Annotated in this window: 10 protein-coding genes; 2 read left to right on the top strand and 8 right to left on the bottom strand. The window is 61.2% G+C overall.

Annotated features, from left to right (window positions below; all coding sequences use genetic code 11):
• From tssI to PSH65_RS19515, 3 genes are all read right to left on the bottom strand, one after another.
• The gene (gene tssI / locus PSH65_RS19525) at window positions 1–2043 is read right to left on the bottom strand and encodes a type VI secretion system tip protein TssI/VgrG (RefSeq protein WP_305421874.1); all 2043 of its coding nucleotides are present in this window, start codon (window positions 2041–2043) and stop codon (window positions 1–3) included.
• Between the two features lie 132 nt (window positions 2044–2175).
• Window positions 2176–2691: an Hcp family type VI secretion system effector gene (locus PSH65_RS19520; RefSeq protein WP_007900657.1), complete on the bottom strand. Its 516-nt coding sequence runs from the start codon at window positions 2689–2691 to the stop codon at window positions 2176–2178.
• Between the two features lie 123 nt (window positions 2692–2814).
• Complete coding sequence (locus PSH65_RS19515; protein ID WP_305421872.1) at window positions 2815–2991, bottom strand: hypothetical protein; 177 nt, start codon at window positions 2989–2991, stop codon at window positions 2815–2817.
• A 100-nt stretch (window positions 2992–3091) separates the two neighbouring features.
• On the opposite strand from PSH65_RS19515, the gene PSH65_RS19510 reads away from it, so the two are divergent.
• A complete protein-coding gene (locus PSH65_RS19510) occupies window positions 3092–3769 on the top strand; it encodes a type 1 glutamine amidotransferase domain-containing protein (protein ID WP_305421870.1) in 678 nt (225 codons plus the stop codon).
• Window positions 3770–3943: 174 nt separating this feature from the next.
• On the opposite strand, the gene PSH65_RS19505 is transcribed toward PSH65_RS19510, so the two are convergent.
• The 5 genes from PSH65_RS19505 to PSH65_RS19485 all read right to left on the bottom strand — a co-directional run bounded on the left by PSH65_RS19505 (window position 3944) and on the right by PSH65_RS19485 (window position 10264).
• Window positions 3944–5335, bottom strand: a complete 1392-nt coding sequence (locus PSH65_RS19505; protein WP_305421869.1) for a VOC family protein — start codon at window positions 5333–5335, stop codon at window positions 3944–3946.
• A gap of 128 nt (window positions 5336–5463) precedes the next feature.
• Window positions 5464–6681, bottom strand: coding sequence for a glycolate oxidase subunit GlcF (glcF, locus tag PSH65_RS19500; RefSeq protein WP_305421868.1), 1218 nt, complete (start codon window positions 6679–6681; stop codon window positions 5464–5466).
• A 1-nt stretch (window position 6682) separates the two neighbouring features.
• Window positions 6683–7732, bottom strand: coding sequence for a glycolate oxidase subunit GlcE (gene glcE / locus PSH65_RS19495; protein WP_305421867.1), 1050 nt, complete (start codon window positions 7730–7732; stop codon window positions 6683–6685).
• Complete coding sequence (gene glcD / locus PSH65_RS19490) at window positions 7732–9231, bottom strand: glycolate oxidase subunit GlcD (RefSeq protein ID WP_305421865.1); 1500 nt, start codon at window positions 9229–9231, stop codon at window positions 7732–7734. The genes glcE and glcD overlap by 1 nt, the downstream gene beginning before the upstream one ends.
• Window positions 9232–9319: 88 nt before the next feature.
• Window positions 9320–10264 (bottom strand): alpha/beta fold hydrolase, encoded by a 945-nt coding sequence (locus PSH65_RS19485; protein ID WP_305421864.1) that lies wholly within the window; start codon window positions 10262–10264, stop codon window positions 9320–9322.
• Between the two features lie 463 nt (window positions 10265–10727).
• Here PSH65_RS19485 and PSH65_RS19480 point away from each other — a divergent pair, with 463 nt between their 5' ends.
• Window positions 10728–11801, top strand: coding sequence for a diguanylate cyclase (locus PSH65_RS19480; protein WP_305421863.1), 1074 nt, complete (start codon window positions 10728–10730; stop codon window positions 11799–11801).
• Window positions 11802–11966: the final 165 nt, after the last annotated feature.

Genomic DNA, 11966 nt, shown 5'->3' with positions numbered 1-11966 from the left:
TCAGATCGCACAAGCACCTGCCTTGCACTTCTCGCACTCTTCACAGAATGGCGCGTTACGTTTCAGGGTATTGATCTGCGCCGGGCTCAGAACCGCGCCGGCCTTGTCCGCATCGGCCTGTTTCAGCGCGCCGGGCATCAGCGGCGCAGCCCCCGTCCCGCTGCCGGGGCTGCCGCCGGAGTTCATGTTGATCACCGGTCCGCTCAGCGTCACGCCGCTGGCGTCGATCTTGATGAAGCTGCCGCCGCCCTTGAGGGTGAGTTCGCTGCCGGCTTCGAGCACGACTTTCATGCCGCTGCTCAGGTGGATTTCCTGGCCGGCTTCGATGAACTGGCCGGTGCCGACTTTGATGTGCTGGTTGACGCCCACGGTGAGGTGGTCGTTGGCGCGGGTTTCGACTTTGCGGTCGGCGTAGACAGTGTGGTGTTCTTCGGCCTTGAATTCGCTGTAGCTGTTTTGCTCGACGGTGTCGTGGCGTTCGTTGCCGACGCGGATTTTCTGGTCGTGCTCGATGTTTTCGTCCCAGTCGCGCTGGGCGTGCAGGAAGATCTGTTCCTGGCCCTTTTTGTCTTCGATGCGCAGTTCGTTGTAACCGCCGCCGCCCGGAGAGCTCAGGGTTTTGAAGGTGCTGCGGGTCTTATTCGCTGGCAGGGCGTACGGGACGATGTTTTCCTTGTGATACAGGCAGCCGCTGATCAGCGGTTGGTCGGGGTCGCCTTCGAGGAAGCTGACCAGCACTTCCATGCCGATCCGTGGAATGGCGATGCCGCCGTAATGGGCGCCGGCCCAGGCGGAGGAGACGCGCAGCCAGCAACTGGTCTTGTCGTCGGCCTGGCCTTCGCGATCCCAGTGGAATTGCACTTTGACGCGGCCGTATTGGTCGCAGTGGATCTCTTCACCTTTGGGCCCGGTGACCACGGCGCTCTGGCTGCCGAGGATCCGTGGTTTGGGGTGGTTCAGCGGCGGGCGGTTCGGCACGTCCCAAGGGGTGGCCTGGAAGCGGTTGCGGTAGCCCTGGTGGAAATCGTCCTTGAGGTTAGTCGTGCTGCTGGTGACCGACTCTTCCAGCACTTGCGGCTGTTTGCCTTCGTGGAGGATTTCGGTGAGCAGCCACAGGTCGTTCCATTTGGCTTTGGGGTGTTGGGTCAGGGCCAGGAAGTGGCCGCTGACCAGCAACGGCTGATCGCTTTTGCCTTCCGCCAGTTGAAAGTCGCTGCGGTGACGCTCGAGGGCGCGCTTGGCCAGGTGCTTGCCGCGTTCGCGGTCGATGAAGCGACCGGGGTAGTCGTAGTCTTCGAGGTCGGGCAGGGCGTCGCCACGGTTTTCGCTTTCCAGGGTCAGGCGCGGTTTTTCGAAGTCGTAGTCGCGGCGGGTGGTGCGGCTGGTGCGGGTTTCCAGGCGCAGGTCGAAGCGCTTGATCACCGGGTCGTTGGCGACCATGCCGGAGTCTTGCTGATAGGCCACGGGCGCGAGTTTCGGGAACACCGTCTGGTCATCGCCGAACACCAGCTTGTGGGCCGTGGCGCTGTGCTGGAAGTGGTAATGGATTCCTTCTTCCTCGCACAGGCGCTGGATGAACTGCAGGTCCGATTCATCGTACTGAACGCAGTAAATGCGCTCGGGATAAATCGCCCCGACTTTGAATTCGTAGGCATTGCTCTGGATGCCGTGCTCTTCGAGGACCATGCCGACGATTTTCGGCACAGTGAGGTTCTGGAAGATTCGTTGGTTGATGCGGTGCGCCAGGTAGGACAGCTGCGGGCGCAGGGTCACGGCGTAGCGGGTCAGGCGTTTGCCCGAATCGCCCTGGGCGGCGCGGTAGATCTGGCCATGAATGCCGCTACCGTCAGGCGAAAGCTGCAAGAAGGCCGGTTTGTGCAATAGCGTTTCGAGGTCCAGGGACGGTTGCTCACTGACCAGCTCCACCTCAAACACAAAAGGCTGGCTGATAGCTTCCCGACCTTGCAGGGCAAGGACCTGGAGATCGTTTTCCAGACCTTCGACAGTCAGGGCAAAGTGAGTCTGATTGGCCGGCGCGAACATCCCTTGTTCCTCGTGCAGTGCTGCGGCGTTCGTTGACACCCGGAAGTCGGGTCAACGGACGCAAAAATTCCTGGAAGGCGCAAATGACATCGACCAGCAGAGCTGGCCGATGTTTGGAACCGTCAGCCGCGATTAAGCGACTGGAACACGCCAGTCATCGGAACCCGAAGTACCGGATACTTCGTGGGTCCAGGTGATTTTGCGGTAGGTGAATTGCACTTCTTCCAGGTGCGTGAAGTGCGAGTTCGACGGATCCTGGCAGTTGTGCATTTTGTTGTTGATGGCGACGATGATCGCGTCTTCCAGTTTGGTGGTGTAGTAGTGCTCTTGGGTACCTTGAGCCGAAGTGCGGTACCACTGGATAACGATTTCGCTCATGCGCTCGCCGGAGGTCAGCGCCGCTTGCAGCAGTGGCGAAGACTTGTCGTATACCTTGGTGATCACGACTGGCTTGTGTACACGCTGACCGGTCGGTTGGCCGGACTGTGGGTCACGCGGGATGATCACGTCGTGGCTGAAAGCCTGAACCATGACCTGGTCTTCGTGACCTTCCTGGTAGGTGTTGCCAACGGAGTCGGCGGTGAACGCGCCGGCAGTGATCAGGCCTTGTTTTTCGCCAGTAACGGACATGTACGCTGGTGTAGCCATGGATGTGCTCCTTGCTAAAAGTTAGGGTGCCCGGGAGGCGGTATCGCCCGGTGGGTGCCTGACTGTTATCAAGGTTCGTGCCAGAAATGATTAACGCTATATAAATCAGGTGGTTGAATGGATTTATCCAGCGCCGAAAGAGTTTTCGGCAAGGATCAGTTGAAAAGGTGCGCAAGAAGTTGCGCACCACTGCGCAACTTCTTGCGCACTCGGCTGGAGGGCTTGATAAACCTGGCGTTCAGCTTCGCTAGAGGACTTTTCACCGAAATAGTTGCGCAACTTCTTGCGCATCAAGGCCATGAGCCGTCACCCCGACAATGGGCGCAACGAACAGCGCTGTCTGAGGGTCAAACCCAGCGCCGAGATCACTGAATAACCCTGAAATCGACTGGAGAACGACATGAAAATCCTGATGGTTTTAACGTCCCACGATCAATTGGGTAACACCGGTAAGAAAACCGGCTTCTGGCTCGAAGAATTCGCCGCACCGTATTACATCTTCAAGGACGCTGGCGCGCAGCTGACCCTGGTTTCACCCAAGGGCGGCCAGCCACCGCTGGACCCCAAAAGCGATGAGCCAGACGCGCAAACCGCGGCTACCGATCGCTTTCGCAAGGATTCCGCTGCCCAGTCCGCATTGGCGTCTACCGGGGTGCTGAGCACTGTGAGGGCCGAAGACTATGACGCTGTTTTTTATCCAGGCGGGCATGGCCCGTTGTGGGATCTGGCTGAAGACCCCTTTTCAATTGCGCTGATCGAGTCGTTTTTCAAGGCGGGCAAACCGGTGGCGGCGGTCTGTCACGCACCGGGGGTGTTGCGTCACGTCAAGGATGCAGACGGCCAGCCGTTGGTTAAAGGCAAGCGGGTGACGGGCTTCACCAACTCCGAAGAAGCCGCTGTGCAGCTGACGGATGTGGTGCCGTTTTTGGTGGAGGACATGCTCAAGGCCAATGGTGGTCTTTACTCCAAGGCCGATGACTGGGCGAGTTACGTGATCGCGGATGGTCTGTTGCTGACCGGTCAGAACCCGGCCTCGTCGGAAGCGACCGCCAAGGCTTTATTGGCGAAGCTGGGTTAAGCCCACATAGCCTGCGGGTCGAAAATTTTTATGTGGCGAGCGAGCTTGCTCCGGGCGGCGTTCCGACGCCGGGCTGCGCAGCGGCCCCAAAATTCTGCGTACGAGCGGAGATTTTGTGAGTGCTACGCACTCAAGCGGGAGCAAGCTCCCTCGCCACAAAGTACATTTGACTGGTCAAGTCAGACTCGGCAATCCCAATGTTTTGCAGCACTCATCAATCGACCGCCGCTGCGTCTCGGCATACAACCCCAACTCATCAATCGTCGATTTTCCCAAGGCCTTTTCGAACGCTTGCTGGTTCGAATGCACGCCATAGTGGGTTTGCGCGGCATCCCCCAGGTTCGACTGAAAAATCCCCGCCGCGCTGACCGGCAGGAAATCTTCGTACACCAGCGGTTCAACCCGCACATAGCCGTCGCGGAGCAAATCCTCCAGCGACGCGCCTTTCAGTTCATCCGCCGCCAGGCCTTTTTCTGTCACGAAGTAGCGAAAGTACGCCAGTTCCTGTTGGCGCATGGCCTCGACGGTGTCAGGGAATTCGCCGAAGTGCTGCGTCATTAGCGCGTTGTAGCGTGCGGCGTTGGCTTCGTTGGGGAAGTCCTTCAGTTCATCCCGGGCAGCGTTGAGCAAGCGGTCATAAAGCGCCCGGCCTTTGGGGGTGAGCGCCGCGCCGCGTTGCTCGATCTCACCGAAGCGGGCGCTGTGGCTGCCACGGGTTTCGGCTTGATCGGCAAACGCAATCGGCTCGTCCAGTGCCTTGAAGCTGGTTTGGCGCAGCAGGATCGGGCATTGGCGGCGGGGCGGGCCTTCGATCACCGCTTTGGGGGTGATGCCATGGGCGGGCATTTGCGCCTGGACGATGTCGATGTCCAGGGTGCGCGGTGTCAGGTGGTTGATGTGCGGGCCTTTGAACGCCACCACGTCGGCGATCAGTCGATGCTGGGCGCTGAGTTGCTGGTACTGCTCGGCGGTGACGGTGGCGCTGTGGTGCCAGCGGAAGGTTTCCAGGGCTTGTGCGACAAAGTCCTGCGCCTCGTATTCAGTCAGGCCACCTTGGGTTTCAGCGCGCTCAATGAGGGCCAATGCCGCCGGGGTGAAGATCGAGCGCGTGTCCAGCACCGACTGGGCAAAGGCCCGCAGTTCGGCGTCTTCGATCAGCTCCAGACGCAGCAGCGAGGTGAATACCCGGAACGGGCTGACCTGCAACGCCGCTTCATGTACCGCACGGAAAGCCGTGGAATGCACCGGCACGCCGGCCGGGGTCAGGTCGTAATAGCCTACCGGTTGCATGCCCATCACCGCGAACAGGCGGGCGAGGGTCGCCAGTTCAGCGGCGGTACCGACGCGGATCGCACCGTGGCGCTCCAGGTCCAGTCGCTGGATTTCGCCGGTGCTGTGCAACTGTCGGGCGATCTGCGGATCGCTGTCCAGCACGTGACGGTTGGTCTGTTCCACCAGTTCCATCAGCGCGCCATACAGCGGCACTTCTTCGCGGTACATGTCGGACATCGCTTTGGAGAAGCGTTGGCGGATCAGGTCGGGGCTGACGAAGTTCGGATGGCTCATGAAAAGTTTCCTGGCGCAGTGACGTAACGGATGCCGGAAAAGATCGCAGCCTTCGGCGGCGCCGACAAACGAAGTTTCTGACGAACTTCATTCTGCCAAGGACTGTTCTTGCCACTCAGGCTGTTCGGTTAACGCAGCACTTGGTCCACCAATTCGATCCAGTGCCTGACCGGCGTTCGTCCGGCGCTGTTGAGGTGGCTCTGGCAGCCGATGTTGGCGGTGGCGATGACCTCGGGATGACCGCTTTCAAGGGCGTTGAGTTTGTTGTCGCGCAGTTGCCGCGCCAGTTCCGGTTGGGTGATCGAGTAGGTGCCGGCCGAGCCGCAACACAAATGACTGTCGGGCACCGCCGTGAGATTGAAGCCCAACCGCGTCAGCACGGCTTCTACCGCGCCGCCGAGTTTCTGCGCGTGCTGCAAGGTGCAGGGGCAATGGAAGGCGATTCGTCGGTCGGTGGCGGCGCAAACCCGTTCCAAAGGTTCATCGGCCAACACTTGCACCAGGTCCAGGGCCAGTTCGCTGACCCGCCGGGCTTTGGCCGCATAGACCGGGTCACGCTCCAGCAAATGCCCGTAATCCTTGATGAAGGCGCCGCAACCGCTGGCGGTTTGCACGATGGCTTCGGCACCGTTTTCCAGGTGTGGCCACCATGCGTCGATGTTGCGTCGGGCACGGTCCAGGCCCAAGGCTTGGGCGTCGAGGTGATAGTCCAGTGCGCCACAACAGCCGGCGTCTGGCGCCGGAATCACGCTGATCCCCAGCCGATCCAGCACCCGCGCGGTCGCGGCATTGGTGTTCGGCGACAGACCGGGCTGCACGCAGCCTTCGAGCATCAGCACCCGGCGCGCATGCCGAGGGGCAGGGCGCTCGCCTGTGGCGGGGAGGTCGTGGGGCAACTTTGCCTCAATGCCCCGTGGCAGCAATGGCCGGAAGGTGGCGCCGATTTGCAGCAAAGTCCTGAACAGATTCGGATTCGGTGCCAGTGCCCGCAGCCCCTGGCGCAACAGCCGCTGACTGGCTGGGCGCGGCACCGCTTGATCGATCACGGCGCGGCCAATGTCCAGCAAGTTGTGATAATCCACCCCGGACGGGCAGGTGGTTTCGCAGTTGCGGCAGGTCAGGCAGCGATCCAGGTGCAACTGGGCCTGGGCCGTGGCGGGGGCGCCTTCGAGCACTTGCTTGATCAGGTAGATGCGCCCGCGCGGCCCGTCCAGTTCATCGCCCAGCAGTTGATAGGTCGGGCACGTCGCGTTGCAGAACCCGCAATGCACACAGGTGCGCAGAATCTTGTCCGCTTCTTCGGCGCGGGGCAGTAGTTTGGACTGTTCGCTGAGATTGGTTTGCATACTAGAGTTTCGCGTACATCCGCCCAGGGTTGAACAGCCCTTGCGGGTCCAGTTGCGCCTTGAGTTGCTGGTGATAACGCAGCAGTGCCGGGGCCAGCGGCTGGAAAGGCGTTTCGCTGACGCCATGGCTGAAACAGGTGGCGTGGCCGCCGAGTTCAAGGGCCCGCGACTGAATGTTGTCGGCCGCGGATTTCAACCAGCGTTGCGCGCCGCCCCAGTCGATCAATTGCTCACCGGGCAAGTCCAGAGGCCCGAGGTTGTTGGGCAGTGACAAGCGCCACAGCGGCAGGCCCTCATTAAAAAAGTCTAGTCGCTGTTCGTTCAGGTCGGCCCAATAACCAGAATCCAACGGTTCGCCGCCGAGCCGTTGATGGGCGGCCGTCACCGAACCTTCGCCGCCTTCCAGCCGCAGATACAAACGCTGGCCGTCGTGGCTGGCGGCGCTGATGGGCAGCGGTTGCTGGCCCCATTGCGCCAGATTGGCCAAGGCACGGTCGCAATCGATGTCCAGGCTGATGCTCAAGCATTGCCGGGGTTTGGGCAGCACTTTGAGCGAGACTTCGGTCAGCACGCCGAGGCAGCCATAACTGCCCACCATCAGACGCGACAGGTCGTAGCCGGCGACGTTTTTCATCACTTCACCGCCGAAGCGCAGGTGAGTGCCGAGGCCGCTGATCACCCGCGTACCGAGGACAAAATCCCGCACTGAGCCGGACCACGGCCGCCGCGGCCCGGACAGTCCCGCCGCGATCATCCCGCCGACAGTGGCGTCTTCGCCGAACGATGGCGGCTCGCAAGGCAGCATTTGTCCCTTTGCATCCAGTGCGGCAAACAGCTCGCTCAGCGGCGTGCCGGCGCGAACGCTGATCACCAGTTCAGTCGGGTCGTAGCTGACGATGCCGCGATGGGCGCGGGTGTCGAGTATTTCTCCGGCCACTTCACGGCCGAGAAACGCTTTGGTGTTACCGCCCTGAATGCGCAGCGGCGTGGCGTTCTCCCGCGCCTGTTTGACCTGCTCCAGCAGGGCTTCACTGGCATCGAAGTCCGGCATCAGAAACGCTCCAGCTCAGGAAACGGCAATTGCCCGGCGTGGATGTGCATCGCGCCGAATTCCGCGCAGCGGTGCAGGGTCGGGATATTTTTGCCGGGGTTGAGCAGGCCTTTTGGGTCGAACGCGGCTTTGACGGCGTGAAACAGGGTCAACTCGTCACTGTTGAATTGCGCGCACATCTGGTTGATTTTCTCCCGGCCAACACCGTGCTCGCCGGTGATGCTGCCGCCGACTTTCACGCACAGTTCGAGGATCTTGCCGCCGAGGGCTTCAGCCCGTTCCAGTTCGCCGGGCTGGTTAGCGTCGAACAGAATCAGCGGGTGCATGTTGCCGTCGCCGGCATGGAACACGTTGGCCACCCGCAAGCCGTATTCTTGCGCCAGGCGGGCGATGCCCTGGAGCACGCCGGGCAGTTCGCGGCGGGGGATGGTGCCGTCCATGCAGTAATAATCCGGCGAGAGGCGGCCAATAGCCGGGAAGGCATTCTTGCGCCCGGCCCAGAACCGCACGCGTTCGGCTTCGTCCCGGGCCTGACGCACCTCGCTGGCGCCGGCCTGTTGCAGCACCTCGCGGACTCGCTCGCAGTCGTCGTGGACATCGGCTTCGACGCCGTCCAGTTCGCACAGCAGGATTGCCTCGGCGTTCACGGGGTAACCGGCATGGATGAAATCTTCGGCAGCCCGGATTGCCAGGTTGTCCATCATCTCCAGGCCTCCGGGGATGATCCCGGCGGCGATGATTTCAGCCACCGCGCGACCGGCCTTTTCCACCGAGTCGAAGCTCGCTAGCAGGACTTTGGCGACCTGGGGTTTGGGCAGCAATTTGACCGTGACTTCGGTGATGATCCCCAGCAAGCCTTCAGAACCGGTGAACAGCGCCAGCAGGTCGAAACCCGGCGCGTCCAGCGAATCGGCGCCGAGGGTCAGGTGTTCGCCTTCGAGCGTCAGCACTTCAAGTTTCAGCAGGTTGTGCACGGTCAGACCATATTTGAGGCAATGCACGCCACCAGCGTTTTCCGCGACGTTGCCGCCGATGGAGCAGGCGATTTGCGAGGACGGGTCCGGCGCGTAATACAAACCGAAGGGGGCCGCCGCCTGGGAAATCGCCAGGTTACGCACCCCCGGCTGGACCCGTGCGGTGCGGGCGGCGGGGTCGATGTGCAGGATGTTGTTGAACCGCACCATCACCAGCAACACGCCTTTGTCCAACGGCAGCGCGCCGCCGGACAACCCGGTGCCGGCCCCGCGCGCCACCACCGGCACGTTGCGGGCATGACAGAGCCTGAGCAGCGCCTGCACCTGTTCCAGATGCCGGGGCAGGGCGACCAGCATCGGCGTGGTGCGATAGGCCGAGAGACCGTCGCATTCGTAGGGTTTGAGTTCTTCTTCGCGCCAGAGAATGTCCAGGTCCGGCACCTCCTGCTGCAAGGCCTTGAGTAACGCCGCCTTGTCGACATTGGGCAGAACACCGTCGATGCGTTCGTCGTAAAGAATATTCATCAATCGCGCCTCGTATAAATCGCCGAGCATCTCCCTCCGAATTATCCGCCAAACCCCCGTAGCGGCTGCTGAGCCTGCGAGGCTGCTGCTACGGGGCGGTGGGGGTCATGTGATGCTCCCCCAGAAACTCCCGGTACAACTGCGCCGTGTTGGTCGGCTGTTCAACCATCGGCATATGGCCGACGCCGTCCCAGATTTCCACCCGCAGATCGGCGATGCCCTTGCTCCAGACCGGCACGCTGCTGACGTCGATCAAGCGGTCCTTGCGCCCCCATAGGAGCAGCGTCGGGCATTTGATGTCGGGCAGTTTCGGCTCCATCGGCGGGCTGGCGTGGAAGTCCCTGAAAATTTCTTCCAGCTCGTCGCGCTGCTGTTCATAGCGCTGGGCGACGGCATCCAGCACGATTCCCGGCACCCACGGCGGGGAGGCCATGGTCATGGCGTAGAAATACTGGAACTCTTCACGGGAATGAATCAAAAACGGGTTGTGGCCGCGGGCCAGGTGTCGCTCCATATCGCTGAGCTCCGGGGCAGTGACGCCGGCCGGGTCGAGCAGCGCCAGCGAGATAATGCGCTCCGGGTAAGTAGCCGCCAGCCACGCCGCGATGTAGCCGCCCATGGAGTTGCCGATCACATGCACCTTTTCGACCCCGCAGATATCGAGCAACTGGATCAATCGTTTGGCCTGGACCGGAATGTCATAGCCACCGCCGGCCTTGAAGCCGGTTTCGCCGTGCCCCGCGAGGTCAGGAATAATCACCCGGTAGTCGTCGACAAAATGCCGGGCGAAGCGCAGCCAGATGTTCTTGTCGGCGCTGAAGCCGTGCAGCATCAGCACGCTGCTGGAGGCTTCGTAAGGCCCGCCTTGCCAAGTCGAGACGGTCATTTCGGGGATTGGCACGACAATTTTGTGCAACCGGTACAGCCGGGCCTCCAGCGCCATGTTCAAGTCATAGAGCCAGTAACCGATGGCCGGGTAGCTCAACCAGCTCCAGGCCACGAAGACGGCGATAGTGACAACCAACAAAAGCATCAGGCTATTCCTTTGCAGTGATCAGGACAGAGTGTGGTCAGCGGGTTCGAGCGCCCGAGTCAATGGGTGATAACTGCCTCTTTGCGCCGCGACACTCTCTTTGTAGCAGCTGGCGAAGCCTGCGTTCGGCTGCGAAGCAGTCGTCAAACCAGAACTCGCGGTGCAATAGGCAAATCGCATCAGCCGGATTCACGACTGCTTCGCAGCCGAACGCAGCCTCGCAGGCTCGGCAGCTGCTACTGCCGAACGCGACATTCGCCAGGGACTACGGACCTCCTCTTCATCGTTGTTTATCGATCCCTCCCTTCATGTATAGACCAAACAGTGGGCATTCAGCTCATGGCGAGGCCATGCTATTCAGACCGCCAACCGGTGATGGCTATTTGCCGTTGCCCTGATAGACTTCAAACAAACTTTCAATCCCGTGTGTTGTCAGGCTCCGTTCAGTGGTACAGAGGCCTCTATGGAAAAAAAGGGAGGAAAGGGACTTTCACTGGCCAGGAGGCTTTATGGGTCGCGAATCCTGGGGCTGGCCCTTGGATTATTGTGCGTCGGTGCAGGGATGTCCCCACTCAACCCGGCGCCTTGGGTCTGGGGGGTGATGCTGTTCAACGGGCTGCTCTGGCCGCATGTGGCCTATCAATGGGCGCGCCGGGCGGAAATTCCTTTTCGTGCCGAACACCGCAACATCCTGGTGGACGCGTTTCTCGGCGGTTTCTGGGTGGCCGCCATGCAATTCAATCCGCTGCCCAGCGCGGCAACGCTGTCGATGATGGCGATGCACAACGTGGCCATCGGCGGTTTGCGTTTTCTGTTGGTGGGCGCCGTCGCGCAGATACTCGGGATCGGCGTCGGGCTGCTGGTGTTCATGCCGGCTTTTGTCCCGCAAACCAGTCCGTTTCAGCTGTACGCCTGCTTGCCTTTGCTGTCGATTTATCCGATGTCCCTGGGCTGGATCTGCTTCCATCAGGCCCATACTCTTGGCCGCCATAAGCGCGAACTGTTGGCCCTGAGCCGCACCGACAGCCTGACTGGCCTGCTGAATCACGGCGCCTGGAAAGATCAGCTGGAAATCGAGTTTCAGCGTTGCCAACGCCAGCAGCAGGGCGGGGCGATCGCTTTGATCGACATCGACCATTTCAAAATCATCAACGACACCTACGGCCATGTCGCCGGGGACATCGTCCTGCGTCAACTGAGCAAAATGCTCAAGCAGAACCTGCGCGCAGCGGATGTCGCCGGGCGCTATGGCGGCGACGAATTTTGTGTGCTGCTGCCGGATCTGCCGCTGGACCGCGCCGCCGTGGCGATGGACGCGCTGCGTGATCGTTTCGCCACGTTGGGTTACGAGCAGAACCCTGCGCTGAAAGTCAGTTTGAGCATTGGCCTGGCGGCCTTCAACCCGGCCCACGACGACGCGACCCTGTGGCTCAACGACGCCGACCAGGCGCTCTACGAAGCCAAGACCACCGGCCGCAACCGCGTCATCTGCCACAGCGATGGTAAACCGCATAAGGCATTGCTCGATTCGGTGTAACCCAGTAACTACACATTCCCTGTGGGAGCGGGCTTGCCCGCGATGACGGCGGCACATTCAACATCTCTGTGATTGTCAGACCGCTATCGCGGGCAAGCCCGCTCCCACAGGAGATGTGTGGTCATTGAGGTTTGTGTACGTCGCATCCGGTGTAGAGCCTTGCGT

The organism is Pseudomonas sp. FP603, from assembly GCF_030687415.1.
GTDB classification, from domain to species: Bacteria; Pseudomonadota; Gammaproteobacteria; order Pseudomonadales; family Pseudomonadaceae; genus Aquipseudomonas; species Aquipseudomonas wuhanensis.
The sequence above is the reverse complement of the archived record's forward strand: the minus strand, read 5'-3'. Positions and strand labels throughout refer to the sequence as shown.

Excerpts from the sequence above, each read along its gene's own strand:
- tssI (WP_305421874.1), bottom strand. The coding sequence starts at position 2,043 with ATGTTCGCGCCGGCCAATCAGACTCACTTTGCCCTGACTGTCGAAGGT.
- PSH65_RS19520 (WP_007900657.1), bottom strand. The coding sequence starts at position 2,691 with ATGGCTACACCAGCGTACATGTCCGTTACTGGCGAAAAACAAGGCCTG.
- PSH65_RS19515 (WP_305421872.1), bottom strand. The coding sequence starts at position 2,991 with ATGGCCTTGATGCGCAAGAAGTTGCGCAACTATTTCGGTGAAAAGTCC.
- PSH65_RS19510 (WP_305421870.1), top strand. The coding sequence starts at position 3,092 with ATGAAAATCCTGATGGTTTTAACGTCCCACGATCAATTGGGTAACACC.
- PSH65_RS19505 (WP_305421869.1), bottom strand. The coding sequence starts at position 5,335 with ATGAGCCATCCGAACTTCGTCAGCCCCGACCTGATCCGCCAACGCTTC.
- glcF (WP_305421868.1), bottom strand. The coding sequence starts at position 6,681 with ATGCAAACCAATCTCAGCGAACAGTCCAAACTACTGCCCCGCGCCGAA.
- glcE (WP_305421867.1), bottom strand. The coding sequence starts at position 7,732 with ATGCCGGACTTCGATGCCAGTGAAGCCCTGCTGGAGCAGGTCAAACAG.
- glcD (WP_305421865.1), bottom strand. The coding sequence starts at position 9,231 with ATGAATATTCTTTACGACGAACGCATCGACGGTGTTCTGCCCAATGTC.
- PSH65_RS19485 (WP_305421864.1), bottom strand. The coding sequence starts at position 10,264 with ATGCTTTTGTTGGTTGTCACTATCGCCGTCTTCGTGGCCTGGAGCTGG.
- PSH65_RS19480 (WP_305421863.1), top strand. The coding sequence starts at position 10,728 with ATGGAAAAAAAGGGAGGAAAGGGACTTTCACTGGCCAGGAGGCTTTAT.